Below are 26,064 nucleotides of genomic sequence, written 5' to 3'. Positions count from 1 at the left end.
TATAGACAAGGCCTTTCTTGTTCTACTATATCAAAGCATGTAAGAAAGTTTAATTACCAGGTAAGCTATGCCTATTTTATGGAAAATTCTCATTTTCCGTTACTTAAAGACAGTAGCTTTCTGTACTTTAAGTTTAATCTGTATTTCTATAATTAGCTCTCTACAAGAGATTGTAGCCTATATTGCTAAAGATGTTCCCTATGATACAGTCTTACGTTTAATGGCCTACCAAATCCCTTACCTTCTTCCTTTTATTTTCCCTGCTTCCTGTTTTGTTTCTGCATTCTCTCTTTTCCGTAAGCTATCAGATAACAATCAGATGACTTTTTTAAGGGCATCTGGGGCTTCTCAAAGCATTATTGTATTTCCCATACTAATGATTTCAGGAGCCATTTGTTGTTTGAATTTCTATACATGCTCAGAACTTGCCTCAATTTGTCGCTACCAAACTTGTAAGGAAATTGCCAATATGGCGATGACTTCACCAGCTCTTCTCTTACAGACTCTACAAAAAAAAGAAAACAATCGTATTTTTATTGCTGTAGATCATTGTGCGAAAAGTAAGTTTGATAATGTGATTGTAGCTCTAAAAAGAAATAATGAAATTTCCGATGTAGGGATTATCAAAACTATCATCCCTGACACAACTAAGGATACCGTAAAAGCTAAACATGTGGTCTTTATCTCAAAGCTACCAAATTCATTAATAGAATCTTCTTCTCCCTCTTCTCAAAGATTTTATATTGAAACCTTGGACGAACTACTTATTCCTAAAATTACCTCAACCCTGTTTGCTGGAAAATCTTATTTAAAAACACGCACAGATTATCTTCCTTGGAAGCAACTAGTAAAGCAGTCTTTAAAGCGTTCACATCTTCCTGAAACCCTACGCCGAATAGCTATTGGCTTTCTATGTGTAACTTTGACCTATGCTGGAATGGTGCTTGGGATTCATAAACCTAGATTTCGGAAATCTATAGCTTTATACTGTATTTTTCCTATTCTAGACCTTATCCTACTTATTGTTGGGAAAAATACAAAAAACCTACCTTTAGCTTTTATGCTGTTTGTCTTCCCTCAATTGCTTTCCTGGATTGTATTTACTGCTCGTGCTTATAGAGAAAGTCGAGGGTATGCTTAACTTATGTTCATTTGGAAACGTCATTTACTTACCAAATTCTGGCTTGCTCTAATTTCTCTTTTATTACTTGCTCTAATATTCTATGCTTCTATCCATCATTCTTTACACACACTTAAAGGAGCTTCTACAATAGCTTCTAAAGCCTCTACAATACTCTCTATATTATACTATCTCGCACAAATCTCCTTAAAAGCAGAATTCCTTATGCCCCAACTTGTTGCTGTAGCAACAACAAACACACTCTTTTCAATGCAAAATAAGCGAGAAATCATCTTTTTACAGGCTTCAGGTCTTTCCTTAAAATCCTTAGTACGCCCTCTGATTCTTTCAGGATTTTTCATCATATTGCTTCTTTATGCTAATTTCCAATGGTTGCATCCCATCTGTGAAAAAATCTCTATTACTAAAGAACACCTCGATAGAGGAACAACAGGTAAAGAACAGCAAAAAATTCCTGCTCTTTACCTCAAAGATCAGACAGTACTATTATATTCTTCTATTGAACCCAAGACATTTACACTGAATAATGTCTTCTGGATTAAAGATTCTGAAACAATCTATATAATGGAGAAATTAGCTTTCACTACCCTTTCTCTTCCAATCGGTTTAAACGTCACCCAATTCTTTGCTAATGATTCAGAAAGTATTGAAATTAAAGATTTTTTTGATATGAAAGAGTTTCCTGAAATCGAATTTAGTTTTTATGAAAATCCTTTTTCTAAACTTTTTTCTGCTGGAAGTAAAAACCGACTGTCAGAATTTGTCAAAGCCATACCTTGGAATGCTACAGGTTTAGGACTCTCTACACAAGTTCCACAAAGAATCTTGGCTCTTCTTGCACAATTTTACTACCTAATAATTTCTCCACTTGCTTGTATGGCTGGGATTATTTTATCTGCTTATCTCTGTTTGAGATTTAGTAGAACGCCGACAGTCACCTTAGCCTATTTAATTCCGTTAGGCACTATAAATATTTTCTTTGTTTTTTTAAAAGCGGGCATCGTCTTAGCAAGTAGTAGTGTTCTTCCAACCTTTCCTGTAATGGCTATTCCCCTCATAGCTCTCCTTATACTTACAAATTATGCTTATGCGAAACTTCAGTAAGTTCGTTAAGATAACCTGTAAATTCCCAAGCCTCGATATCACAATTGAAGAAAGATTTCATATTAGAGAACCCCTGACGGTTTTTCTTTAAACAGTTTAGAAATTTACTTAAGAGTTCAATATGAGAGGCAAACACCAAACGATCTCTGGCTACCAAGGTAGGTGATAGAATATTAGTCAGCAATAATTTCAAACTGTGCTCATCCCAAAATGCTTCCCTAGAAAAAAAAGCAAATCCTGCAATAAAGATAGCAACATAATCCAATCCATCTTTAGATATGACTAAGATAGAGTTGGGGTTAACAGTTTCTATTAATTTAAATACGAGTAAATAGGATAGAAGATGTAAAAGTAAGAGCTTATCATTTTTAAATAAAATTTTTTTCTTTGAAAAAAAGATATCCTTCAATGCAGTAAGATGTTCTTTTAAGAAAACATGCACAGACTCTTTTAATTCTTGAGTGAGAAAAAAAGAAGAAATCGAGCTTGATTTTTGAAATTCTTCTTGCAAGATAGAGAAAAAATCCGAAAAAGTTTCAATGTCTCCGTGGACACTTTCTAAGTTATGAAGGAGTTCCTCGGGTTCTGGGAAAGAGAAGGTGTAAACATAAGAACGGTATTCTTCTTGTTCTAAAGCCTCTTCTATCACACGGCTTCGAGCACGTTCTTTTCTTGATATACGATTTTGAATATTCAGGACTAAAGTAACATCTCCTAAATTTGCCGCAGCACTGAGAAATCCAAGGAATTCTTCATTACAGTTAGCATAAGAAATAGAGCTCTGTGTAACTGGACTCGGAGATCTTATTACATCGATAGATCTCTCATTTAACTTCAAAGTTCCTTCTAAGCTAGGCAGGATTCCTAAAATCATAGGGTCATAAACTCTAGATTCATGTTCTAGAACTCTATCCATAGCTTTGAAAAGAGGTCCATTAGGATATTTAGAAATTAGACGGTATAGCTCATCATAAGCATCTACAAGATACTGCCCTGGAGAAAACGATTTCTTACCCTCTGGATTTACTAAGTTTCTTTGAACATTGAAATAGAGATAACGAGAGGCTTCTTCAAACACTAATTTGCTCTTAAAAACACCCATACTCAAAGCTGCAGCAAGAAGTCGGGTCTGTTTTTTCTCCTGAGAATCAATGACTGGGTTGTTATTTAAATCCTTCCATGCAGCTCGCAAAAACAAGAGAAAGTCGTTAAAATATAATATGTTATGCTTTTTAGGATTACTAGATACTGCATTAGCTTCATATCTTGAAAAAAATAGAGCCATTACTGCGTTATGAACTTTGACTACAGATTCAAGATCCAAATGGCTTAAAGCGCGTTGATAAAACAATCTCAAAGGCATATCGTTTACAAGAACAAGCGAAGAAGCAATATGTTTTATTTCTTCACTATTCCAAAGTAGCGTTTTTGTTAGGGGGTCTCCTTCATGTACAGTTTCATGTAGTTTATTTTGCTTATAGATAATCTGAACAAGTGTATCGTTATAAAAGCGCTTGTCTTCCTCGTCTAGGAGGTAAAAAAGTTCATAAGAACGATCCCTTTTGACTTCAACAAGATTATTTAAAAAGCATTCTGGTTCTTTAGGAACTTTGCTTTCCTCAATTTTATCATTTGTTGAGGTGTCAGTAACAGACTGTTGAAGGTTTTTTTTAACCTCATCATAGGCCCTATTAACTTCAGAATATTCTTCCAACAAAGATTTATAGATGTCTTCTTGGCCCTCTAAAAAAGAAAAAACGTTTTGAACACCTGCTATTAGGAAATCTGATTCCTTAAGTGCTTTATCTGCATGATTCTTAGAAACACAGCTAGCCTCAAGTAAATAATTTTCAACATTTTTTAAGGCTTCTTTCATTTCTATCACAGAAGAGTATGCTTGCTTTCTCTGACTAACACGCGCAGGATTATTGAGATAAGAATCATCGGAGGTAGACAAGGAAATCTGTTTGAGCCTTTCTAAATCTTTTAGAGCCTGCTCAAAGTTACGTCGAGACCTTTTCATTCTACCTCCTCGAGAGAACTAAAAAAGTTGAATTATTTTTTATAAGATCGTTTTTCTAATTTATTATAAAAATAAATTAATCATCAACTAATTTGAGAAAGCAAATAAAACGAAAGTTACAAATAGTTAATTTGCAAATATTAAAAATAAATAAAAATACGAATCGTTCAAAATAACTAATTTAAGAAAAACAAAAAAGATAGAAACATTGAGTATAAGCAGGTAACAGTTTTTAGCTAAAAAGCCTGTCAACCTAACAAATTTTCTATGAGAAGGAAACGGAAGAAGAGGGATTCGAACCCCCGGACCCTTTCAGGTCTCCTGTTTTCAAGACAGGTGCATTAAACCGCTCTGCCATTCTTCCTTAAATGAATTGTTGTAAAAACCTCTGATCATTTTCGCTGAACAGACGGATATCGGAGATACCGTGCTGTAACATGACTAATCTTTCGATTCCCATACCAACAGCATACCCAGAATAGATTTCAGGATCAATATCCCCATTACGCAATACCTGTGGATGGATCATCCCTGCCCCTGCAACTTCTAGCCATCCTGTATGCTTACAAAGAGCACACCCCTTGTCAAGACATTCACAAGAGACATCCACTTCTATACCTGGTTCAACAAAAGGAAAGTAACTGTGCCTAAAACGCAACTCTACTTTTCTTTGAAAAAAGGAATGGTAAAACGCACTTAGAATTGCAGTCAAGTCTGAAAAGTTTACATTATGATCTATATAAAATGCCTCAACCTGATGGAAAAGCATGTGAGAGCGTGCTGAAATATCTTCATTACGGAAACATAAACCAGGAGCAACAACTTTAATTGGTGGGTTTTGTTTTTTCAGTTCACGAGCCTGCACATTCGATGTGTGTGTTCTTAATACTGTTTTAGGATCCAAATAGAAGGTGTCATGCATCTGCCTTGCAGGATGATTCTCAGTAAAATTAAGTAGGGTAAAATTGTTAGCTTCATTTTCAATATTTGGGGCCTCTCGAACAGAGAACCCCAAGCGAACAAAGACATCAACAATATCATCAAGGATACGTTTTAAAATATGTCTGCCACCACGATACTGAAAATCTCCTGGAAGGGAAACATCTATTTTTTCTTTAGAAAATAACTCGGTTTCCTCGAGAGTAAGAATTGCAAGACTTTTTTCTTGGAGAGAACCCTCTATATAGGTCTTACAATCATTTATAAGAGCACCAATCCTTGCTTTATCTGGATATTGCTTTAATTTTTCAGAAAAACAACGGAAAATGCCTTTTTTCCCTAAGTAGCGGACCTTAATGTCTGCAAGTGCTTTAGAAGAAGCCACCTGACCTAATTCAGAATGGAATTGCTGTTTTACAACCTCAAGCTCTTCTTCTATTTTCATAGGAACCCTGATCTTTAAACTGCCGCTTCCAAAGCTTTTTTAGCTTGGTTTGCAATTTCAGCAAACCCTTCAGGATTATGAATAGCTATTTCCGAAAGCATCTTTCTATTTAGAGAAACATTAGCGCACTTTAATCCATTAATTAAACGACTATAAGATAGACCGTGGATTCTCGAGGCAACATTAAGACGAGCAATCCAAAGACTACGAAAATCACCTTTACGATCTTTTCTATGCATATAATTGAATGCCATGGCACGCATGACACTAGAGCGGCTTTGACGAATATGCCCTTTTCTATCTCCCCAGAAACCTTTAGCTTGCTTTAATATACGTTTACGACGACGCCTAGAAGCTACTGAACCTGTTGCTCTTACCATAATTAAAATTCCCTACCTTTAAACAAGCATCATTCGCTTATACATACCCACCTGGCCCTTATCAACAAGAGGCTGCTTAGATAAATTACGTTTTTCTTGCGAAGACTTTTTAGACAACTTATGCCTTTTTCCTGGACGAGTCCTTTTCAACTGGCCTGAGCCTGTTAATTTAAAACGCGCTGCAACAGACTTATTACTTTTCATCTTGGGCATAAGACTTTTCCTGTTTTTTCTTTGTTTTCACTGCTCCTGGAGCCACAACACAGATCAGAGAACGACCGGCCAACTTTGGTTCCGCCTCAACAAAACCAATATCCTCTAAACCCTGACTCATTTTTTGAACAATTTTAAAACCATGTTCTGGATAGGCTAGTTCTCTACCTCGGAACATGCATGTAATTTTTACTTTATTTCCTTTTTCAACAAACGTACGCGCTTGCTTGAGCTTAGTTAAAAAGTCATTTTCATCTATGTTAGGCTTAAGCTTAACTTCTTTTATGCGTACCTGGTGTTGAGCCTTTTTGCTGTCTTTCTCCTTTTTTGTCAGATCATAACGATATTTACCGTAATCCATAATCTTACATACAGGAGGCTCGCTATTTGAAGCCACTTCAACTAAATCAAGACCCGCTTCTCGGGCCAAATCCAAAGCATCTTTGATAGCAAGTATTCCTAGCTGTTCTCCCGCCGAACCGATGAGACGAACTTTAGGAGCTCGTATTTGCCTGTTAATCTTAAAATTTAATGCCACACTCTATCTCAATTTCTTGTTAAGACAATCGCTATGGTCTGAAAGCACCGTGTGTTCCAGAAAAGACAATCTGATCTTTTATCCATTCTAGACAAGAAGAAGGCTATCTTAGGGTATTAGGAAAAGAAAAGCAATGGAAATCCCTTTCTTATAACTATCCTAGTTGTCTTTGCAAATTAAAATTTTATAATAAATCTTTACCAGCTCTTTCCCTAAATGAGAAAATAAGTAGGTTCTGAAAACAAAGTATATTTTTCAACTAAGAAGTTTTTGTTGCAATTAAAACTTTCTAGTAGATAACCTTGTTTTTTTCCCACAACTCCTTAGCTAAGGACCTCTTTAGCAGTTAAATGTGTATTATTAACTATTTTTTGGTTGCTTATCATGGCTACATTGAGTCCTGACAAACTTTCGGGGTCCCCTATTTCGATTCCTAAAGAATTTCCTCAACAAAAAATGCGGGAAATTATCTTGCAGATGTTGTATGCACTGGATATGGCCCCTTCAACAGAAGAAAGCTTAGTGCCTCTACTTATGTCACAAACTGCAGTATCTCAGAAACACGTCCTTCTAGCCTTAAATCACACTAAGAAAGTCTTAGAAAAATCCTCCGAGTTAGATTTAATTATTGAAAATGCTCTGAACAACAAGCCCTTTGATAGTTTAGATCTCATGGAAAAAAATGTTTTACGCTTGACTCTCTTTGAATATCTTTATAAGCAGCCTATTAACGGAGGGATTCTGATTGCAGAAGCAATTCGTTTGGTCAAAAAATTTAGTTATTCAGAAGCATGTCCTTTCATTCATGCAGTTTTAAATGACATTTTCACAAAGTTACCTCCAAATGAAAACTCTTGAAACTTCTCTTCAACCAATTAATCTAGACTGAGAGGTCCGCCAAATGCAAGAATCTGGATTTATTCATTTCCCTTTTCCTGTTCGTCGTAGTGTATGGTTAAATAGATACTCAACCTTCCGGATTGGAGGGCCTGCGAATTATTTTAAAGCCGTTCATACAATTGATGAAGCTCGTGAGGTTATTCGCTTCTTACATTCGATAAATTATCCCTTTCTTATTTTAGGCAAAGGCTCAAACTGTTTGTTTGATGATCGCGGCTTTGATGGTTTTGTCCTTTATAATGCTATCTATGGAAAAAAATTTCTAGAAGACGCCTGCATTAAAGCTTATTCTGGTCTCTCCTTTTCTGCTTTAGGAAAAACTACTGCTTATGAAGGATATTCAGGATTAGAGTTTGCTGCAGGTATTCCCGGATCTGTCGGTGGGGCTATCTTTATGAATGCAGGAACGAATGAGGTTAATATATCTTCTGTGGTGAAAAACGTTGAGACGATTAATTCCGAAGGAAAACTTTGTTCCTACTCCGTAGAAGAGTTAGAACTAAGCTATCGATCTTCTCGCTTCCATAGACAACAGGAATTTATTTTGTCAGCAACTTTTCAGCTCTCAAAAAAGCAAGCGTCAGCCTACTATGCAAAACAGCTTCTTCAACAACGACTACTCACACAACCCTACACACAGCCTTCTGCTGGCTGTATTTTCCGTAACCCAGAAGGCATCTCTGCTGGAAGACTTATCGACGAAGCTGGGTTAAAAGGACTAGTGATAGGAGGAGCTCAAATTTCTCCAATGCATGGTAATTTCATTGTCAATACAGGAAAGGCAACTTCTGATGAAGTAAAGCAGCTGATAGAAATCATCAAATCAACTTTAAAAACTCGAGGTATAGATCTCGAGCATGAGATCCGTATTATTCCTTATCAACCTATCGCTCAGTCCCCTGTCGTTGAAAAATAAAGAGTCGAGGTGCTCGGCATCGATTAATTATATAAAACGAGCTTACAAGCCATTGTTTAGGATCCAAAGATTTTGCTACCCCTTCTACAGCAAAAGTCTCTTTTTCCCCCTCTGGATGCCCTGGGTAACATATAATAGTAATGAGTCCATCTAAGGATACTATCTTTAAAGCACATTCTAAGCTAGTTTTTGTAGTTGTTTCTAGTGTTGTGACTGCCCTATTCCCTCTAGGAAGATAGCCCAAGTTATAATGGATAAGCTGAACATCCTTCTCTGTGAAATACTCATGAGACTCTTCTTTCATTTGAATAACTGCTTGTTCTTGTTTAGATAGGTGTTGTTGAAACAATACTCGAGCACTGTTCAAAGCTTCCTTTTGGATATCGTAGACAACGAGCTTGCCTTGTCCTTGGAGTAACTGAGCTAAAATAAGGCTATCTTTACCGTTGCCACAAGTTGCATCAATCACTGTATCTCCAGGAGACACTTTTATTTTAAAAATTTCATGTGCAATATGAATGATATTATGCGTAAATAGCATGTGATATGTAGACATAAAGAAGCCTATTGCAAAGATACTATTTTGTGAGTAGGATATTATGGGCGGGGTATTAGCTCAGTTGGTTAGAGCGTCACGTTGACATCGTGAAGGTCAGCTGTTCAAGTCAGCTATATCCCAGCTTTCTTTGTAAATTCCGTATAAAAAATGTCTTGTCCTTTTGCGCGCCATAGGTTTTCAAACCAAGAGTTACCATAATTATCTGTTATTTTTATATAGTGAGGCGTCTTGATTGTTGAGGTCAGGAAGGCTTGCAAGGCCGCTATAGATTCAAGAAGATAGGGTTTAGCATCGGTAACCAAAGTAAGAACTGCTGAATCTTCTAGGGTACGAGCTATTTCTTGAACAAACTGTGGCTGGAAGAGTCTATGTTTACGATGGCGAGATTTTGGCCATGGATCTGGAAAATTAACAACAAGCCGCTGCAAAAACTGGTTAGGGACATAGTATTGGAAAAAGGTCTCCGCTGTCCCGCAGACAATTCTTAGGTTTGTGACACGATGATTCATCATTTTTGACCAGATTTTCCTTACCCTATCAAAGCGCTGTTCTACAGCTATCCAAAGCATATGAGGATTTTTTTGCGCTTCAGCAATTATCCAATCACCATTACCAGAACATAATTCACAAGCTATAGAAGTATAGTTTTGAAAGAAATCTTCATAATAAGCTTTTGAAAAACTAGCGTGCTCAAAATAATACTTTGGAACATAAAAAACCCCGCTCTGAATACAAGGATGGCGTTCTTTCCATAAAAATGGGGGGGATAAATCTTGCGGTTTCATAAAACAAGAAAGATGCTATGCGCTTTAGAGTAGTATAGAAGTTCTTGAAGTTTTCTCTAAGGACTTTCTTATATTGAATGAGCAAGAAACATTCTAAACTATCGTCTTTAAGATGATCGTCTAGAATGCTTATTAAAAAAAATTTAAATTACCAATTTAAATTACCAATTTAAATTACCAGCAGTTTGGTATTCGGTAACCCGAGTCTCAAAAAAGTTTTTTTCTTTATTGAGATCTATAGTTTCGCTCATCCAAGGGAAGGGATTTCTTGCATGATAGATAGGCTTCAGACCAATTCTCTCTAAGCGACGATCAGCAATATGACGAACGTAATCTATGAACATAGAAGACTTGAGTCCTAGGATTCCTCGAGGTAAACAATCTTTCGCATATTCAATTTCAAGCTCAACAGCTTCTTCAATAAGAGCTACAATTTCTTCTTGTAATTCGTTAGTCCAAACTCCAGGGTTTTCTTCTTTAATTCCATTGATAAGATCAATACCAAAGTTTAGATGAATCGTTTCATCTCTAAGGATATATTGATATTGCTCTCCAATTCCTGTCATTTTGTTCTGTCTATGGAAAGAGAGAATCATTACAAATCCACTATAGAAGAATATTCCTTCCATAATGATGTAGTACCCAACTAAATTTTTAATAAATTGTGCAAGGCCATCTGTAGACCGCACAGAGAAATTAGAATCAAGAACATCCCCAGTTAGCCTCATTTGAAAATCATCTTTAGCCTTAATAGAGGCTCTTTCATTATAAGCATTGAACACCTCTCTTTCATCAAGACCCAAAGATTCACAAATATATAGGAACGTATGTGTATGGACAGCTTCTTCAAAAGCCTGTCGCAGTAAATACTGTCTTGCTTCGGGATTAGTGATATGTTTAAAGATAGCAAGAACAATGTTATTCCCCACAAGGCTCTCTGCAGTACTAAAAAATCCCAAGTTTAATAAAATCACCCTACGCTCATCTTCTGACAACTCGTCTGATTTCCATAATTCGATATCTCTAGCCATCGGAACTTCAGTAGGTAGCCAGTTATTAGCACATCCATTAAGGTAGTGTTCCCAAGCCCACTTATACTTAATCGGGACTAGCTGGTTGACATCGACTTGATTACAGTTCACCAATGCTTTTTTATTGATCTCTACCCGTTTGTTTTTACCATCTAAAATATCTGCTTCCATTTTAGCTCCTCTTTTTTTTTCGTTATTGACAAGATTCGCAACCTTCTTCCATTGAGCAAACGGGGGTGGTTGTTCTTTCTACTACAATACTCGTGGATGCTGATTTATTCTTCATCCAACGAGGTTGAATCCCTCGTTTATTGATATCTATAAAAGACTTCTCTACCGATGTTGCAGCTTGAGATCTCAAGTAATAGGTCGTCTTTAACCCTTTTTTCCAGGCCATTAGATACATACTTGATAACTTCTTCCCATCAGGTTCAGCGAGATATAGGTTTAGAGAAATTCCCATATCAATCCATTTTTGCCTTCTAGAGGCACATTCTATGATCCATTCAGGTTCGATTTCAAATGCTGTAAGAAAAATCTTTTTTAAATGATTAGGAATTCTTTCAATTTCTAATAAAGATCCATCAAAATATTTCAGGTCATCTAACATTTCCGCATCCCAAAGGCCTAGATCCTTTAGCTTTTTAATCAGGTAGGTGTTGGGAATAGTAAATTCCCCTGAAAGATTGGATTTTACAAATAAATGCTTGTATGTCGGCTCTATAGATTGCGTCACTCCTATAATATTAGAGATCGTTGCAGTAGGAGCAATCGCCATTACTTGACTATTTCTCATGCCATATTTTTGAATAGTCTCACGAACTATAGACCAGTCTTTTTTACTTGATGTGTCTACAAGAACATTATGATCTCCACGAGTTTCTTTAAGAAGTTCGATAGTATCTAATGGCAAATAGCCACGATCCCATTTGGATCCTAAATATGAAGCATAGGTTCCACGTTCCTTAGCAAGTAGACTCGAGGATAAAATAGCATAGTATGCGATTATCTCAGAGCATTCATCAGAAAACTCGACTGCTTCTTGAGAAGCATAACTGATATTTAACTCATAAAGTACATCTTGGAATCCCATAATTCCCAATCCTAAAGCTCTGTGAGTTAAATTCGCTTGTTTAGCCTCTGATGTAGGATAGAAATTCAAATCAATAACATTATCCAAAATACGGATAGCTATTGAGATGGTTTCGTGTAGCTTCTCTTCATCTAACTGTCCGTTATCGATATGCTCTACCAAATTTATAGATCCCAGATTACAGACTGCGGTTTCAGATTCTGAACAATTTAATAGGATTTCTGTGCAAAGATTGGAACAATGTACTATCCCGACATGGTCTTGATTTGAGCGAATATTGGAAGGATCTTTAAATGTTATCCAGGGATGGCCTGTTTCATAAAGCATGCTTAACATTTTACGCCAAAGAACTTCACACTCAATTTGCTTATAGAGTCGGATCTCTCCAGATTCAGCCTTACGTTCGTATTCTTCATAGAGCTTTTCAAACTCTAATCCATAAGCTTCATGTAAACCTGGAACATCATCAGGACTGAAAAGCGTCCACATGGCTTTTTTTTCTAATCTCTTAAAAAAGAGATCTGGAATCCAACTTGCTGTATTGATATCATGAGTTCTACGACGCTCATCTCCTGTATTCTTCCGAAGTTCTAAAAAGTCTTCGTAATCTAAGTGCCAATTTTCTAAATATACACACGTCGCGCCCTTACGCTTCCCTCCCTGATTCACAGCAATTGCAGTATCATTAGCAACCTTGATGAAAGGAATAACGCCTTGACTTTTTCCATTCGTTCCTTTAATGACAGCTCCTGTAGCACGAACATTGGTCCAATCATTTCCAATTCCTCCCGCCCATTTAGAAAGAAGAGCATTATCAGAAATCACCTTATAAATATGACTTAAGTCATCCTTAACTGTAGAAAGGTAGCAGGAGCTAAGTTGCGAATGACACATTCCAGAGTTGAACAAGGTAGGAGTTGCTGGAGTGTAACGAAACGTTGATAATAGATTATAAAAAGTGATTGCCCAGAAGTTTTTTTGTGCTCCTTCATTTAAAGCTAAGCCCATAGAAACCCGCATCCAGAAAATCTGAGCAGTTTCTAAACGTCGTCCTTCGTAGAGATTAAAATAGCGATCATAGAGGTTTTGTACTCCCATATAAGAAAACCGTTGATCTCTCGACAGATCGAGAACTTCGCTAAGAGCATCGAGGTCATAATCTTTCAATTGAGGGTTTAAGCGATATTTTTCTCCATTAAGAATATACTCTTTAAAGTGCTTTTTATGTACTTCTGCTAAATTAGGATCATCAACATTGCACCCTAAGGTCTCCTGGTACAAAGCACTGGTTAAGAGTTCAGCTGCAATAAAAGCATAATCTGGCTCCCTTTCGATATTGGCACGTGCAGCCATAATGCATGCTGTCGTTACCTCTTCTTCCTTGATTCCTGAATAAAGATTCGTAAATGCCATATCTGCAAGCAATTGAGAATCTGTAGTTTTAGAGAAACGTTTACATGCCCAATAAAAACGCTTTTCTAAATCACTTTTTCTAAGAATATAGGTTGTTCCGTTGTCTTTTTGAACAACGTAAGCTTCCTCTTCAAGAAGCAAATTTTCCTGTTCATTCTGATCTTTATGAGCACGGGCTCGCGCACGGGCTTCCCTATATAGAATATAGTTTTTCGCTACATCATAATATCCCGCAACCATAAGTTGTTTTTCAACAATATCTTGAACAACTTCAAGATTAACACTCTGCTCAATATCGAGACTCAGTATATCCTCGACTATCCTAAAGGTAAGGTCATTGATTTCAGATAGCGTCGCAGAAGGAGTCATTCCTATGATTTGATATGTCGCTCTAAAAGCTTTCTCAAGAGCTGCCGAAATCTTCATAGGATTAAACTTAGCGGAGCTGCCGTCTCTACGTATGATTGAAATTCCGGACCAAGAGCTGCCTCGCTTTGCTTTGCGTTCATCTCTATAGATAATATAATCACGGGCAACATCCTGCAAGCCGCTAATATAAAGCTGACTTTCCACGATATCTTGGATTCTCTCTACAGTAACAACCTGTCCTTCAGAAATTTTATTCAAAACTTCCTTAACCACTTTATGAGTAATTTGTTCTATAGATTCTTCCAAATCTTTAGGTAGTGGAGAGCTATTTTCTAAGTTGCGGGTATCTCGAAAAGCTGCCTCCAAAGCCTGGAAAATCCTATCTTGATTAAATGGGACAAACATTCCATTACGTTTGACAATGGTGTAATGCTTTTCTTCGACTTCGAACATAATTTTTCCCCAAAATGGTAATTAAAATATTAGATTTTTTATTCTTTGCGCACTAGAAAACCAGGACCCCAAAATCACGCATATTGGAGGTCTTTTTTCCTTTGTTATAATTAAAAAAACAGAAATAAAAATACGTTTCAGCATAAATAGGATTTCTTCTAAAAACCCAATATATAGTGAAACGTTACGCGCTTATCTACCATATATAGGAATTGTGGTGGTTTCCTGCAATTGAAAAATGACCCTGTTCTCGGTAAAAAATATCATACTCTAGGCTCTTTTAGAGATAGGTGTCTTAACCAAAAAGAGGACCGCAAAAACTTGTTGATTTTAGAAGAATATATTATGCTATGAGCAAAATAAACTCTGGCAAAATAACATGGCAGGACTAGAAGACCTAGAAGCACGAGGCAAGCGTCGTGTAGTGACCCCTAACGCTATTACTGCTTTTGGACTTTGTTGTGGGTTGTTCATTATTTTTAAGAGTGTGCTAAGAACGTCTTCTTCTGTCGAGTTATTCCACCGCCTACAGGGTCTATCTCTTTTACTTATTAGCGCTATGATTGCGGATTTTTCTGATGGAGCAATTGCTCGCATCATGAAAGCAGAAAGTGCTTTTGGCGCCCAATTTGATTCTCTTTCTGATGCAGTAACTTTTGGGATCTCCCCGCCTTTGATTGTAATAAAAAGCCTTGATGGGATTTATATAGGAAATGTGTTCTCTTCATTGCTACTTATTACTTCAATTATTTATTCGTTGTGTGGGGTCTTACGATTAGTACGTTATAATCTCTTTTCCAAAAAAACTGTTGATGTCTCAAGGCCCTATTGTTTTATTGGTCTTCCAATTCCAGCTGCTGCTGCAAGTATAGTTTCTTTGGCTTTGTTCCTTGCATCGGATTTCTTCCCAGACCTTCCTACCCAAATTCGGGTAAGTTTACTGTCTTTTGCCTTACTTTTTATTGGAGGGTTGATGATTTCCCCCTGGAAATTCCCTGGAGTTAAACATTTTCGGTTTAATGTTTCTTCCTTTCTCCTTGTGGTGACTATAGGGCTAGCCGCGTGTCTCTTTTTCTCAGGACTTGTCGATCATTTTGTTGAAGTATTTTTCCTTGTTTCTTGGTTGTATACTTTAGTGGGTTTTTCTATTTTTTCAATTATCTATCGAAAAAAGAGTTAGCATCAACTATGAATATTCCCTATCCTCTGGCATACGTACTTTTACCTGGGTGTGCTTTTTGCTTAGGTGTGTTTGTAGCGTCTTATTATTATTTGAAAAAAAAGAACGATTATTTAGCAAAACTTCAAAAGTTGGAGCATGAGAACCAGCTTTTACAAGCTTCTTTGGATCTTAGTCGTCATCAAGAACAATTACTGGAAGATTTTAGCAATCGGCTCGCAGTTTCTTCTCATAACCTTATTAAGGATATGAAAGAAGAAGCTCAAAGTTACTTTTGTGATAAGTCTAAATCTTTTGAATCCATGCTTTCTCCTATTCAAACGACACTCACAACATTTAAACAAAGTTTAGAAATATTTGAGACTAAGCATGCTGAAGATCGCGGAAGATTAAAAGAACAGATGGTCCAGCTGCTTGCTATAGAAAAAAAATTAGAACATGAAACCCATGTTCTAACAGATATTTTAAAGCATCCTGGATCTCGAGGGCGTTGGGGAGAAATCCAATTAGAAAGAATTTTAGAACTCGCGGGAATGTTAAAATACTGTGATTATGATAGCCAAGCTACAAGTATGCAAGGATCATTTCGAGCTGATATTATCGTCCGACTTCCTCAAGATCGCTGTTTGATTATTGATGCTAAAACCCCTATTTCGGACTCGTATTTCTCTTTAGATGAGATTGATAAGGCTGATCTTATTAATAAAATCAAAGAACATATTAAAAGTTTAAAATCTAAAAGCTATTGGGAAAAATTCGAGCATTCACCTGAGTATGTGATTCTTTTTCTTCCTGGAGAGAGCTTATTCAATGATGCAATTCGCTTAGCTCCTGAGTTGATGGAAATTGGAGCTTCTTCAAATGTAATTTTATCAAGTCCTCTAACCTTACTAGCTCTTCTAAAGACGATTGCTTACATGTGGAAACAAGAAAATCTTCAAAAGCAGATTCAAGAAATTGGTCTTTTAGGTAAAGAGTTACATCGTCGCTTACAAGTGGTATTCACTCATTTTTATAAGATAGGTAAAAACTTGAATCAGACCGTACAGAGCTATAATGATATGGCTTCAAGCTTCCAGCATCGAGTATTGCCGACATTGAGAAAATTTGAAAGTTTGGAAACCTCGTCTTCCTCTCATCAGATTGAAGAGCCCACTCTTATAGAAAGTATTGCAACTTCATTTCCTCAAAACTCCGATAATAAGGAAGATTGAGGATTTAGATTGCTGGTATTATTGGGAAATCTCTATCTAACTTAGGAGTATTATTACTTAGCATTTCTTCACCAGCAAAAGATATGAATGTCGTTTTATTGACCATGGACGCTAGGTACTTATCTACAACCATACAGATATGTTCTTTCGTCATTTCAAGAACAGAACGACGAAATGCTTGGCGCAAAGCAGGAATTCTACCACTTTTCAGCCTATAGAACGCTACTGAAGCTCGGCTTCCAGGAGCTACAGGCATATCTAAACCTTGAATAACCCCGAGTGCTCCTTCATAGATATCTTCTCGAGTGAATTTTCCAGAAGCAATATCGGAAACTCCCTTTAAAAAGGCTTTATATGTCGCTGCAATTTCTGGATCACGGTAGCTGTAGCAATAGAAAGACCCTCGAGATAGGTTAGCAGCTGCTCCAGAGCCATAAGCCCCTCCTTGTTCTCGGATTTTAGTATGCAACACGACATTATCTAAGATCTCTGCTGCAACCGTCAAGGCTGCCGCATCAGGATGGTCATAAGGTATATCTCCAATGGGGAAAGCAAGAGCATTAAATGCTGCACGTGCAGGAATATGCAATCCCTGAGAAGCTACATTTACGTCTATAATTGGGTTTTTCCAAGACTCCGGGATAACAATAATATAATCTAAAAGACCATAAAATTTATTATCTTTTAATTGTTGATAGTTTTGAGCACTTCCACTAATGACGATCTGTCGTTTTCCACAAAAACACTTTGTGAATAGCTGTTGTAGAATGACAACAGTCTCATCTATATTTTGATTAAAATTCTTTGTAAGTTCACGGATTTTTTTGACATAAGGAAGACCTGTGGTTACGTAGGACATCCCTGCTGTTATAGAATCACCTGAGCAGGCCATACTCAGGGCATAATTCATAGGGCTATTTCTAACGCTATTAGTTAGTGCTTCGTTGTGCTGCATGAGCAATTCACGAATCCTAAGAGTATCTGTAAAATCTACACTCGTCAACATATCGCTAATAATATTGCACAACTTCTCAGAATTTGATGCCAAACTCTTACCCCGGATACTGACTGAGGGGGAAAGGAAGCTATTTTTATTCGCATGTGGAGAAAAATCATAAGAGACATCTACACCACCTGTATATTCTAAGAGAAGCTCCAAATGCTCTTTATAGGACCTTCCTCCACACCCAAGCTGCAACATTAAAAACACAAGCAAACGCAACCAAGGAAGCTCTTCAGCAGATAACGGAGGGATATCTAAAACAACATCTATAAAAACAATATCATTAGTGAAGCACTCATGATGAAGGACTTCACCTTCAATAAATCCTTCTTTAATTAAAAGAAATTCTTTGCCAGAGGTAGGGACTTTATCCAAAGCAAGATTAGGAAGAATCCCATTCAGATCTTCATCTTGCCCTTGGTATTCTTCAAGTTCACGTGCATTTTGTATTATCTTTTCCTTATCTTGGTTTGTGAGTTTTTCCTTTATATTATCTAAAAGCTGCTGTTCATCTTTATTTTCTTTAGCAACTAGCTCCCTATCAGGAATCAAGATAACTTTTGCAAAATGTGGATTATCTAAAAGATACTTGCGAATCAACTTAGAAAGATAATCAGGATTTTTCAAAGAAGAACGAAGTTCAGAAAATAAGCTGTGGATTCGAAGACCATCTTCAGGATAGCCCCCATGTTGTTTTAATAATCCTGAGCGGAAAAATAGAGACAATCCATATGGCAGGGAATATCCAGTAATTTCTTTCCTAGATAATTCTAGTTGATGTACAGCACCTTTTATAATATTTTCTGATATCCCTTCGTGAATGATTTCCTCAAGAGAAGCAAATATCCAAGACTCTAATTTCTGAGCTCCAGCTGGAGAACATCCCTTACATACTAATGTGATTGGGATTTCACGAATGTCATTCTCTATACTCATTTCTGTTTGCTTACAAAAGCCCGATTTTAACAAGCGAGATTTTAAAGGAGCAGCATCTGTACCCATAAGAATGATCTCTAATACATGCAATGCCAGCAACTCTTGTTGGTCGAGAATAGAACAAGTGAGCCAAGATATTCCAAAGAGAACCTTATCTTCTTCCTCGTGATCGGCAGGATAAGTGGATATTTGTCTTACAGGTTCTTTAAATCTTTTCTGTAATGGTACTGATACAGTCTGTTTTTCTAATTTTGTAGCTTGTCTAAGAAGCTTTTCTTCTAAGAAGTCTAAATGACGAGAGGGTTTGATATTCCCATAAAAATAGAATAAGCAGCGATTGATACTATATTGGCTTTGATGAAACGCACGAATAGCTTCATGAGAAAGAGTCACAATCTCCTTAGGCTCTCCTCCTGAGTTTACTCCATAGGTAACTGAGGGAAAGATAGCAGCATTTAAAGCTTCTGAGAGTCGTGCCTCTCCTGACATCATAGCACCCTTCATCTCGTTAAAGACAACTCCAGTGTAGAAGAGCTGATCATTGGAATTGAATTCATATCTCCATGCCTCTTGAAGAAAACTTTGTTTCGTTAACAAAGGATGGAAAACTGCATCAATATAGACACTTAGTAGATTATAAAAATCTTCAGGAATCTGGGAAGCTGCTGGATAACATGTAAAATCTGCACCTGTAAAAGCATTTATGAAAGTATTAAGACTACGACGTGTCATGGAAAAAAAAGGGTCTCTCACAGGATAGTTTTCGGAACCACAAAGGACCATGTGTTCTAAAACATGAGCAACACCGTTAGAAGTCTGAGGGCATGTTCTAAAACAAATATTGAAAACGTTTTCATCATCATCATTAACGATCATCATGATAGAAGCACCTGTAGGCTTATGTTCTGCTTCAAAGAGTTTACTCTCTATTTCAGGAAGATCTTTGCATGATTTGATAATGAAATTTCTATATGTATCACCAGCTTTCATATTTTCCGTAACTCATGTGATTGGTTAGGACCAAATCTCTAATTCATGATGCTTAATCATGCTGAAAAGCACGCTAACACGCATGTTATTCTTTTCTTTTGGACAAAAGTAAATTAAGTTACTGTGATATTATTTTCAACAATTCCTCGGAGAAACTTATGAATCCAGATTTGAAATATTTTGACATAAATAGTGAAACATTCTTGAAAGAATTTGCAAAATTTATAAGTTTCCGATCTATATCCGCTGACAGTAACTATCTTCCTGACTGCGAAAACTGCGCCCAGTTTCTATTAGAATCTATTAACAAGATTTTTCATGTAGAGCTCTGGGAAATGTCTGGGCACCCCCCTTTAATCTATGCATCCTACAAAACTACAAATCCTCTTAGTCCTACTCTTATCCTCTATAATCACTATGATGTACAACCAGCAGAGCTCTCTGATGGGTGGGAAGGCGATCCCTTTATTCTTAGAAAAAAACAAGGTAATCTCTATGCCCGCGGAGCCTCTGATAATAAAGGCCAGTGTTTCTATACTCTAAAAGCATTACAATATTACTATCACTCTCGAGGTAGTTTTCCTTTAAACATCACCTGGTTAATTGAGGGGGAGGAAGAGAGTGGAAGTCCTGCATTATTTACTTGGTTAGAGAAAAAAAAAGAAGCTTTACGCGCTGATTACCTACTTATTGTAGATGGAGGTTTTGTTTCTAAAAAATATCCCTACGTAAGTATAGGAGCTCGAGGTCTCGTTTCTATGAAAGTCTATCTTCAAGAGGGAACCAAGGATATGCATTCAGGAACATTAGGAGGAATTGCTTATAACACCAATCGTGCTCTAGCAGAAATCCTTAGCTCCCTGCATCACTCTGATAATTCTATAGCTGTTCCTAAATTTTATGATGATCTTTCTCTTTATTCAAATTCTGATCAACCTGATCTTCCTAAATCAAACATTATTCGAGAATGCGAAGAAAATTTAGGTTTTAGACCTGAAGGCTATGAATCGGCCTATAGCCCTGAAGAATCAGCTTTGCGTCCTACTATAGAAATCAATGGAATTTCTGGCGGATATACAGGGCCTGGATTTAAGACCGTTATTCCCTACAAGGCAACCGCGTATATCTCTTGCCGGCTTGTTCCCAACCAAGATCCTGCTAGAGCTGCTCAACAGGTTATAAATCATATGAAACAACGTGTTCCTGCATCGTTAAAGTTTTCTTATGAAATTCTTCCAGGATCTCCAGGTTGGATAAGTTCTCCTAATCTTCCGATAGTCAAAGTACTTCAGGAGATCTATAGAGGACTTTACAATGAAGAATGCTTAAGATTGGTGATGCCTGCTACAATCCCGATTGCCCCCTTATTAGGAGAGGCAACACAAGCCTCTCCTATCATCTGTGGAACCTCTTATCTTAGTGATAACATTCACGCTGCTGAAGAACACTTCTCTATAGATCAGCTTAAAAAAGGATTCCTTTCTATCTGTGAGCTTCTTGATAAGCTTTCAATAACAAAAGAGTAAAGAGGTTGACAACCTCTTTACTCCTTATATTTTGTCCGACTCCTTGCTATTAAATCGAGGGATTCTTCTTCAGAAAAATTTACTATTCCTCAGGTTTCAAAGCAATAAAGCGAATGACATCTCCTTGGGAAATCATAAGGAGAATGCTGTCATTGTTAGTATCTTTTAAGGTCCTATTCAAGTCTTCGATCGAAGATACCTTTTGCCTATTAACAGCAAGAATAAGCTGCCCTGGAGCAATTCCTGAGGATGCCGCTACAGATCCTGGTTCAACACTTATAATCAGAATACCTTTGGTTTCTGGAGAAATTCCAAGTTTTTTAGCATTTTCAGGAGTAAGGTTTTGAACACGAATTCCCACACGCTGTAAAGCCGACATTCCATCTTCTTTTGGAGCTTGTGAAACCGTCACTGGAATTTCAATAATTTTTCCTTCACGGACTACTTTTAAAACAATACGTGTCTCAGGATTCATTAAAGAAATCGCATTACGAAAAGTACTCAACGAGTCAACTTCTTTTCCATTATAAGCAATAATAACATCTTCTTGTTTTAGTCCCGCCTTATCTGCTGGAGATCCTTTAACAACATCTGTAACCAAGGCCCCATAAACTTTTTCGAGTTTGTAACAACTAGCAAGTTCGGCATCTATAGGCTGTAAAGTTACTCCTAAGAATCCCCGGGTAACTTGACCATCACGGATCAACTGGTCAATGATTCTATTAGCCATGAGACTAGGAATTGCGAATCCTATGCCGATATAACCACCACTACCACTAACGATAGCAGTGTTAACACCAATCACTTGTCCATCAATATCAAGAAGAGGACCTCCAGAGTTTCCAGGATTAATGGCAGCGTCTGTCTGAATGAAGTCTTCGAAATCCGCTATATGTAGTTGATTTCTCCCTTTCGCGCTGATCACACCGACCGTGACAGTAGCTTGAAGACCAAAGGGATTTCCAATCGCAATTGCCCAATCTCCGACTTTTAATTGATCAGAATTACCAAACGATAAGAAAGGGAGGTTCTGAGCTTTAATTTTAATAACAGCAAGATCTGTTTTAGGGTCAAGTCCAATAACAGTTGCTGGGTACTTTTGTCCATCATGAAGAGTCACATGGATTTTCCCGGTATCTTCTACAACATGGTTATTGGTGACGATATAACCATCTGAAGAGACGATAAATCCTGTTCCACGAACAGCCTCTTTACTTTGAGGTTTTTCTCTTTGTGAGGGCAAGCCAAAAAAACGATTGAAAAATTCGTCATTAAAATAATCAAATGGATTCTCATAAGGACCGCGACGTCCAGGAGTAGGATGCGTTACAGGATTACTCTTTGGAAAACTTTCTATGTAGACAACAGCAGGAGTTGCTTTCGTGGCTACTTTAGAAAATCCTCCCGAGATTTCTTTAAGAAGAGCATCTTGAGGCAGCTCTGAAACTCGTGATTCTTTTTTCCCTAAAGCTTGACCTGAAAAAGGAAGAGCTACCAGGCCAAAACCAATGAGTACAGCTAACCATGAACGCAATTGCTTAGTTATCATATCTATCCCTCAAGAATGTTGTCTTTCAATAAAGCAGAATATCATTGCGCATTAGATAACACAACCTCTGCCCTCTAGTAATTATGAAAAACAAATCATATGTGAGGAAAACATTACTACAAAGGGATTTTATTTCTTTAGAGTAAGAAGATAGAGGCATTTTAAAATTAAAATTTCGAAGAAGAAAATTCTTAGAACCTCCGAATTACATGAGCTTAACTACTTAAAAACCAATTATTTTTATAAAATGCACTCCAGCATATTTGCTTATGAAATAACAGTATCAATCTCTTGAAGACCGTCTTAAGAAGGTAGTCATATAAACAGACTCCTTAGAAAACTCGAATGTCTAATCCCCCCCCTCAAAAGTAGACGCATTTTTCTCTATTAAGCTTTGCTTCTATCAAATAATCTAGGCGTACTTGATAATAGGATTGTAGGTTTTTGGATTGGTAATATCTACAGTGAGCTCTGTGCTTTTTTTGCTTATCAATGAAATGTAGTTTCGATAAAAGTATAAGTAAAATTTCTAGATTTCAAAAGTACTTTGAATCCTAATCTTTTTTTTGCTGGACGAAGTATCAGTTCAACTATCCACGAAATATCGGTTCAACTATCCACATGGCCATTGAATCGCCAATAATGGAGAATGTGAAATCATTCCAGCATAACTGATCATGGGATCTGTGTAATATTCTTTCTAGTAGATGTCTTTGACATTGTTGATCTACTTGATCATATAGGTTTCTTTCGGTAATTGGACAGAAAAATTCCTTGCCTGTTTCACTTACTATTAATTCTCTAAGATCTTTAGAATTTACAACTTCCGAATATCTTCGTTCACAGTAAACCTTTAAGCACTGGATAATAAAGCAACGCGATCCCTGAATAGATAGGGATGAGTCTATTTCCGACTCTTGTTTGAAGATGGGCTCGACAATCCTTTCCAGTGTTGGACTAACAAAGCGAAAGAAGGAAAAAGATCGCAGGTCAAAATAAGCCTGAATCTTAGTTTCTTTCATTAACTGAGTCCACTGAGATCGATCTATCGAACCTAGACACCCAATAACATAGTTGAGCATATTGCTAAGATATTTCCTTATTCCTTCTGCTCCTTCTATAAACTGACCATCTCTTATATAGTTTTTTAAACGATTAGCTTCAGGGATTTCTGTTACAGGAGGAAGCAAGGATCGTAGAACATCCGCAGAAAATGAGACAAAATATAATGGGTTCTGTGCGTATTTTAGTCCGTTGCATATACTCCTTCTTTGTAGATTTGCAAAAAATCTTGGTGCTGACTTATCAACAACATGTTCTAAAGAGTATGTAAACCTAGAGTGTAAAAAATACCGAATTAATAGGGCTACGATAACAATAGGAATGAGTATATAGGAAAGTATTTTTAAAATTTTTTTTATAATTGATAAAGAAACATTTTCCTGAACTGCATAACCAAAATTAGAGTCCCTGAGACGAATAATTTTTACACGATTTCCTCCTAAAAAAAACCAGTTATCTATTCCCGCCATAAAGCGGTGTTGAAAAGTAGGTGATACTGAGGAATCAAAGGTATAGCTTAACATCTCAATAATTTTTTAATTTTTGCTCAAAAGATTATAAAAGTATTCACCAATAAAATTTAGAACAATATTCTTAACAATTTACTTTCGTTAAAAATATGCGAGACTACTTGAGTTATTAGAACCTTTTGGTTGGAAAGATCATATAAAATGCAATTCCTTCCTTCACATCGATCAAAAAGGCGGAATTTTTCAAATGAATTCGGCGATTTGCTTCGTTTAATACTGCTTTTATAAGATGTTGTTCACGTGCTCAATCTATTATATCAAACATTTCTGAGTGGATAATATTGGGACAATGGAACTCACTATTTTTTTCAATTAGTATAGATTCAACAACGCTTTCAGAACGTATGAGACTAAGATGCTTCTTACAAGCAGTCTTTGGTATCTTCTTAATAAAGGCACCCAGATCTCTTCTATGGATCGTATTGTCGATTCACCTTCATAACTCTCAAGTAAGGCCCGAATAAAAAACCTAAGATCTGATTTATGAGATCCAAATAAAAAAGATATATCCAGAACGATTCTGAAACGTTAAAAACCCCGACCTACTTAGCCTAAGGAAATCAGAAAATCTATTTTCATTGAAAAAATGAACAAGGAATTATTTATTCTTCGTGGGGATGCGGAACATAAATCTAGCTTGTTTCCCATGAACAGAGAATGTAAAATCTTTCCAAGTAAACTTATTACCTGGTCTATTGAATAATGCTTCTACGAGGTGATTCCTGCATTCCAGATCAACTTCATCTAACAGCTGTATATTTTTAATAGCATTTGGACAAAAATTAAGACTTTCTTCAATCACTTGATTTATTAAATTATTTTTAAAATCTTCAGTATTTATAAACGCAAGATACCTTTGCCAGTAAACTTTTAAGAACTCTCCAAGGACTGTAGGTGGGTGCTCTCTTAACCAAACTGGCTGCTGACCTATGGTGTTCATGATTGCTTGGACATCTGAACTAACACTGCTAAAACGCTTCCACTGGCTTGAACTTGAAGATGGTAATGCACCAAATTCTCCAGATTTACTAACGATTTTTTTCAAAGACTTGTCCTGATCTACTGACTTAAGGCAACTAATCACATGGGTCAGCATATTACTAAGATATTTCTTTTTACCTGTATTTCCCTCAAAAAATTGGCCATCTTTTACATAGTTTTCCAAACGACAAGTTTTTGGAATCTCATTATCGGAGAAAATTACAGCTGACAGACCAGAGAACATGAAGTCATAGGATGCTATAGTGCCGATCCGTGTACATTTTGTACTTATACGCGCGCGGCTTACATCACTTCGTGGTACATCGCTGAACAATTTTAACTTATTGACAAACTTAGCATGTAAGAAATAACGAATTATCAAGGCTATAAGAACAATAGGAACTAGTAAAAAGGTCAGGATTTTTAAGATCTTTTCTATCAGTGAGATAGCAATGTTTTCTCTAATATAAGCCAACTTACTATCCTCAACTCGAATAATTTTTAAACGATGCCCTCCAAAAAAAAACCAGTTATCTAGTTTTGCCATGAGGCATTGTAAAAATGTAAGGGGTACTGAGGAGTCAAAGCTATAAATTAACATTAGAGAACTTTTCTTAACTCTATCTGTAGATAGCTCAAGGAACAATATAACATTTTCATACATATAAGCAAGTGTTAGCATCTTAATATAAGAATGTTATCTATGAATTCAGTAGTCACTTAATAAATAATCAATTACCAAAGCTACTAAAATGGTTGAGGTAAAATGAGAGAATAAAATCTTTTTAGTC

The 26,064-nt window shown here is 36.6% G+C and carries 20 protein-coding genes and 2 tRNA genes; 8 read left to right on the top strand and 14 right to left on the bottom strand.

The window, feature by feature from the left end:
- Positions 1 to 67 precede the first annotated feature (67 nt).
- Both C834KP_RS04840 and C834KP_RS04835 read left to right on the top strand, forming a co-directional pair.
- A complete protein-coding gene (locus tag C834KP_RS04840; RefSeq protein WP_108897034.1) occupies positions 68 to 1,141 on the top strand; it encodes an LptF/LptG family permease in 1,074 nt (357 codons plus the stop codon).
- 3 nt (positions 1,142 to 1,144) lie between these two features.
- Positions 1,145 to 2,245, top strand: a complete 1,101-nt coding sequence (locus tag C834KP_RS04835; RefSeq protein WP_108897033.1) for an LptF/LptG family permease — start codon at positions 1,145 to 1,147, stop codon at positions 2,243 to 2,245.
- Here the strand turns inward: C834KP_RS04835 and C834KP_RS04830 are convergent.
- From C834KP_RS04830 to infC, 6 genes are all read right to left on the bottom strand, one after another.
- A complete protein-coding gene (locus C834KP_RS04830) occupies positions 2,214 to 4,268 on the bottom strand; it encodes a calcium-binding protein (protein WP_108897032.1) in 2,055 nt (684 codons plus the stop codon). The two genes, C834KP_RS04835 and C834KP_RS04830, sit on opposite strands and share 32 nt — an antisense overlap.
- 279 nt (positions 4,269 to 4,547) lie before the next feature.
- A tRNA-Ser gene (locus tag C834KP_RS04825) sits at positions 4,548 to 4,632 on the bottom strand.
- Complete coding sequence (pheS, locus tag C834KP_RS04820) at positions 4,633 to 5,652, bottom strand: phenylalanine--tRNA ligase subunit alpha (protein WP_108897031.1); 1,020 nt, start codon at positions 5,650 to 5,652, stop codon at positions 4,633 to 4,635. It lies immediately after the preceding tRNA gene.
- Between the two features lie 14 nt (positions 5,653 to 5,666).
- Positions 5,667 to 6,032, bottom strand: coding sequence for a 50S ribosomal protein L20 (gene rplT, locus C834KP_RS04815; protein WP_108897030.1), 366 nt, complete (start codon positions 6,030 to 6,032; stop codon positions 5,667 to 5,669).
- 18 nt (positions 6,033 to 6,050) lie between these two features.
- Entirely contained in the window at positions 6,051 to 6,245 is a 195-nt protein-coding gene (rpmI, locus tag C834KP_RS04810) for a 50S ribosomal protein L35 (protein WP_011006725.1), read from the bottom strand.
- On the bottom strand, positions 6,226 to 6,783 hold the full coding sequence (gene infC / locus C834KP_RS04805) for a translation initiation factor IF-3 (protein ID WP_108897029.1): 558 nt from the start codon (positions 6,781 to 6,783) through the stop codon (positions 6,226 to 6,228). Before infC ends, rpmI begins: the two co-directional genes overlap by 20 nt.
- Positions 6,784 to 7,167: 384 nt before the next feature.
- Here infC and nusB point away from each other — a divergent pair, with 384 nt between their 5' ends.
- Together nusB and murB are read left to right on the top strand one after the other, a co-directional pair.
- Positions 7,168 to 7,641, top strand: a complete 474-nt coding sequence (nusB, locus tag C834KP_RS04800; RefSeq protein WP_108897028.1) for a transcription antitermination factor NusB — start codon at positions 7,168 to 7,170, stop codon at positions 7,639 to 7,641.
- Between the two features lie 43 nt (positions 7,642 to 7,684).
- Positions 7,685 to 8,599, top strand: coding sequence for a UDP-N-acetylmuramate dehydrogenase (gene murB, locus C834KP_RS04795; RefSeq protein WP_108897027.1), 915 nt, complete (start codon positions 7,685 to 7,687; stop codon positions 8,597 to 8,599).
- On the opposite strand, the gene mnmM is transcribed toward murB, so the two are convergent.
- A complete protein-coding gene (gene mnmM / locus C834KP_RS04790; protein WP_108897026.1) occupies positions 8,568 to 9,155 on the bottom strand; it encodes a tRNA 5-(aminomethyl)-2-thiouridylate-methyltransferase MnmM in 588 nt (195 codons plus the stop codon). The two genes, murB and mnmM, sit on opposite strands and share 32 nt — an antisense overlap.
- 49 nt (positions 9,156 to 9,204) lie before the next feature.
- Between mnmM and C834KP_RS04785 the strand changes: the two genes are divergently transcribed.
- Positions 9,205 to 9,278: transfer RNA gene (locus C834KP_RS04785), tRNA-Val, on the top strand.
- Here C834KP_RS04785 and C834KP_RS04780 read toward each other — a convergent pair.
- The 3 genes from C834KP_RS04780 to C834KP_RS04770 all read right to left on the bottom strand — a co-directional run bounded on the left by C834KP_RS04780 (position 9,269) and on the right by C834KP_RS04770 (position 14,302).
- Positions 9,269 to 9,943 carry a class I SAM-dependent methyltransferase gene (locus tag C834KP_RS04780; protein ID WP_108897025.1) on the bottom strand — a complete coding sequence of 225 codons (675 nt, stop codon included), beginning with the start codon at positions 9,941 to 9,943 and terminating at the stop codon, positions 9,269 to 9,271. The two genes, C834KP_RS04785 and C834KP_RS04780, sit on opposite strands and share 10 nt — an antisense overlap.
- Before the next feature lie 161 nt (positions 9,944 to 10,104).
- Positions 10,105 to 11,145 (bottom strand): ribonucleotide-diphosphate reductase subunit beta, encoded by a 1,041-nt coding sequence (locus C834KP_RS04775; RefSeq protein WP_108897024.1) that lies wholly within the window; start codon positions 11,143 to 11,145, stop codon positions 10,105 to 10,107.
- 22 nt (positions 11,146 to 11,167) lie between these two features.
- Positions 11,168 to 14,302: a ribonucleoside-diphosphate reductase subunit alpha gene (locus C834KP_RS04770; RefSeq protein WP_108897023.1), complete on the bottom strand. Its 3,135-nt coding sequence runs from the start codon at positions 14,300 to 14,302 to the stop codon at positions 11,168 to 11,170.
- Positions 14,303 to 14,681: 379 nt separating this feature from the next.
- On the opposite strand from C834KP_RS04770, the gene C834KP_RS04765 reads away from it, so the two are divergent.
- Both C834KP_RS04765 and C834KP_RS04760 read left to right on the top strand, forming a co-directional pair.
- On the top strand, positions 14,682 to 15,482 hold the full coding sequence (locus tag C834KP_RS04765) for a CDP-alcohol phosphatidyltransferase family protein (RefSeq protein ID WP_108897022.1): 801 nt from the start codon (positions 14,682 to 14,684) through the stop codon (positions 15,480 to 15,482).
- A gap of 8 nt (positions 15,483 to 15,490) precedes the next feature.
- Positions 15,491 to 16,696 (top strand): DNA recombination protein RmuC, encoded by a 1,206-nt coding sequence (locus C834KP_RS04760; RefSeq protein WP_108897021.1) that lies wholly within the window; start codon positions 15,491 to 15,493, stop codon positions 16,694 to 16,696.
- Between the two features lie 4 nt (positions 16,697 to 16,700).
- Here C834KP_RS04760 and C834KP_RS04755 read toward each other — a convergent pair whose 3' ends face one another.
- Positions 16,701 to 19,625: an insulinase family protein gene (locus C834KP_RS04755; RefSeq protein ID WP_108897020.1), complete on the bottom strand. Its 2,925-nt coding sequence runs from the start codon at positions 19,623 to 19,625 to the stop codon at positions 16,701 to 16,703.
- Positions 19,626 to 19,783: 158 nt separating this feature from the next.
- On the opposite strand from C834KP_RS04755, the gene C834KP_RS04750 reads away from it, so the two are divergent.
- Positions 19,784 to 21,151, top strand: coding sequence for a M20/M25/M40 family metallo-hydrolase (locus tag C834KP_RS04750; RefSeq protein WP_108897019.1), 1,368 nt, complete (start codon positions 19,784 to 19,786; stop codon positions 21,149 to 21,151).
- A gap of 82 nt (positions 21,152 to 21,233) precedes the next feature.
- Here the strand turns inward: C834KP_RS04750 and htrA are convergent, their stop codons facing one another.
- The 3 genes from htrA to C834KP_RS04735 all read right to left on the bottom strand — a co-directional run bounded on the left by htrA (position 21,234) and on the right by C834KP_RS04735 (position 25,874).
- Positions 21,234 to 22,700, bottom strand: a complete 1,467-nt coding sequence (gene htrA, locus C834KP_RS04745) for a serine protease HtrA (protein WP_108897018.1) — start codon at positions 22,698 to 22,700, stop codon at positions 21,234 to 21,236.
- Between the two features lie 590 nt (positions 22,701 to 23,290).
- A complete protein-coding gene (locus tag C834KP_RS04740; protein WP_108897017.1) occupies positions 23,291 to 24,286 on the bottom strand; it encodes a DUF648 domain-containing protein in 996 nt (331 codons plus the stop codon).
- A gap of 604 nt (positions 24,287 to 24,890) precedes the next feature.
- On the bottom strand, positions 24,891 to 25,874 hold the full coding sequence (locus tag C834KP_RS04735; protein ID WP_157951048.1) for a DUF648 domain-containing protein: 984 nt from the start codon (positions 25,872 to 25,874) through the stop codon (positions 24,891 to 24,893).
- Positions 25,875 to 26,064 lie beyond the last annotated feature (190 nt).

Origin of the sequence: Chlamydia serpentis (genome assembly GCF_900239945.1) — a bacterium.
GTDB classification, from domain to species: domain Bacteria; phylum Chlamydiota; class Chlamydiia; order Chlamydiales; family Chlamydiaceae; genus Chlamydia; species Chlamydia serpentis.
Note: the sequence above shows the minus strand (reverse complement) of the source record. Positions and strands in the feature narration are given on the sequence as shown.

Excerpts from the sequence above, each read along its gene's own strand:
- C834KP_RS04780 (WP_108897025.1), bottom strand. The coding sequence starts at position 9,943 with ATGAAACCGCAAGATTTATCCCCCCCATTTTTATGGAAAGAACGCCAT.
- rpmI (WP_011006725.1), bottom strand. The coding sequence starts at position 6,245 with ATGCCCAAGATGAAAAGTAATAAGTCTGTTGCAGCGCGTTTTAAATTA.
- C834KP_RS04750 (WP_108897019.1), top strand. The coding sequence starts at position 19,784 with ATGAATCCAGATTTGAAATATTTTGACATAAATAGTGAAACATTCTTG.
- C834KP_RS04760 (WP_108897021.1), top strand. The coding sequence starts at position 15,491 with ATGAATATTCCCTATCCTCTGGCATACGTACTTTTACCTGGGTGTGCT.
- C834KP_RS04775 (WP_108897024.1), bottom strand. The coding sequence starts at position 11,145 with ATGGAAGCAGATATTTTAGATGGTAAAAACAAACGGGTAGAGATCAAT.
- C834KP_RS04740 (WP_108897017.1), bottom strand. The coding sequence starts at position 24,286 with ATGTTAAGCTATACCTTTGATTCCTCAGTATCACCTACTTTTCAACAC.
- rplT (WP_108897030.1), bottom strand. The coding sequence starts at position 6,032 with ATGGTAAGAGCAACAGGTTCAGTAGCTTCTAGGCGTCGTCGTAAACGT.
- htrA (WP_108897018.1), bottom strand. The coding sequence starts at position 22,700 with ATGATAACTAAGCAATTGCGTTCATGGTTAGCTGTACTCATTGGTTTT.
- pheS (WP_108897031.1), bottom strand. The coding sequence starts at position 5,652 with ATGAAAATAGAAGAAGAGCTTGAGGTTGTAAAACAGCAATTCCATTCT.
- C834KP_RS04840 (WP_108897034.1), top strand. The coding sequence starts at position 68 with ATGCCTATTTTATGGAAAATTCTCATTTTCCGTTACTTAAAGACAGTA.
- nusB (WP_108897028.1), top strand. The coding sequence starts at position 7,168 with ATGGCTACATTGAGTCCTGACAAACTTTCGGGGTCCCCTATTTCGATT.
- murB (WP_108897027.1), top strand. The coding sequence starts at position 7,685 with ATGCAAGAATCTGGATTTATTCATTTCCCTTTTCCTGTTCGTCGTAGT.
- mnmM (WP_108897026.1), bottom strand. The coding sequence starts at position 9,155 with ATGTCTACATATCACATGCTATTTACGCATAATATCATTCATATTGCA.
- C834KP_RS04835 (WP_108897033.1), top strand. The coding sequence starts at position 1,145 with ATGTTCATTTGGAAACGTCATTTACTTACCAAATTCTGGCTTGCTCTA.
- C834KP_RS04765 (WP_108897022.1), top strand. The coding sequence starts at position 14,682 with ATGGCAGGACTAGAAGACCTAGAAGCACGAGGCAAGCGTCGTGTAGTG.
- C834KP_RS04735 (WP_157951048.1), bottom strand. The coding sequence starts at position 25,874 with ATGTTAATTTATAGCTTTGACTCCTCAGTACCCCTTACATTTTTACAA.
- C834KP_RS04755 (WP_108897020.1), bottom strand. The coding sequence starts at position 19,625 with ATGAAAGCTGGTGATACATATAGAAATTTCATTATCAAATCATGCAAA.
- C834KP_RS04770 (WP_108897023.1), bottom strand. The coding sequence starts at position 14,302 with ATGTTCGAAGTCGAAGAAAAGCATTACACCATTGTCAAACGTAATGGA.
- C834KP_RS04830 (WP_108897032.1), bottom strand. The coding sequence starts at position 4,268 with ATGAAAAGGTCTCGACGTAACTTTGAGCAGGCTCTAAAAGATTTAGAA.